Origin of the sequence: Rhizobium sp. RAF56 (genome assembly GCF_052113965.1) — a bacterium.
Taxonomy (GTDB): Bacteria; Pseudomonadota; Alphaproteobacteria; order Rhizobiales; family Rhizobiaceae; genus Rhizobium.
The window spans coordinates 1-764 of record NZ_JBFRDU010000128.1; the positions used below are offsets into that span (position 1 = coordinate 1).

1 protein-coding gene is annotated in these 764 nt (G+C 58.5%); it reads right to left on the reverse strand.

Translation table 11 applies throughout. The features are described from left to right. Nucleotides 1-31 precede the first annotated feature (31 nt). Nucleotides 32-764: IS110 family transposase (locus AB4048_RS28890; RefSeq protein WP_442205361.1), on the reverse strand; the 733-nt coding region annotated here is incomplete at its 5' end.

Consider the following 764-nt stretch of genomic DNA (forward strand, 5'->3'; position numbering starts at 1 on the left):
CCCGTCTAGGGCCAGCAAACTGGGGGTTAGCTTAGGCGACTTTCCCGGCGCTCCATTCAAAGGTGGTGCCATCGACCCAGATGCAGTGAAGGATGACAGCAAGCTTTCGGGCAACGGCGACCTTTGCCTTTTTCATCCCGATGCGCTTCGCAAGCCGCAGCCCCCACGCCTTCAACGAGCACCATTTCTTCGTCCGGTGTAGCAGGACCGATGCGGCCTCGAACAGATAGGTYCTTAATAGTCGATCGCCCCATTTCGATGTCTTGCCGTTCGTGTCGCTCTCCCCGGATTGTTTTCGCCTGGGTGTTARACCGAGATRTGCGCCAACCGTCGCGGCCGATCTGAACCGACTCGGATCGTCGATGGTGTGGCGGAACGTCAGCGCTGTGACGACGCCGATGCCCGGCACGGTCATCAGTCGACGRGTTSTTTCATCGGCGCGTGCAAGAGYGGCGATCCGCTTRTCGAGCTTCTCCTGTTCGCCGCAAACTTGTTCATRAATGGAAAGCAGCGGTGCGATGACATCCTGGAGAGCGTGCTCGGCGTCGACTAATTCCGCCACCTTACGCCGGAACATCGATCCAATGGCGCGTTCGAAGAGCAGTCCATATTCCTTCACCATCGCTCGGATCTGGTTTTCTATCGCCCGTCTTATTTCGACCAGGCGCGAGCGCGTTACGAGCAGGGAGCGAGCCTGCTGGCTCTCGGCACTCTTTACCTTCACCTCTCGGTACCAACCGATGCGAACCAACTCCGCCAAGCCA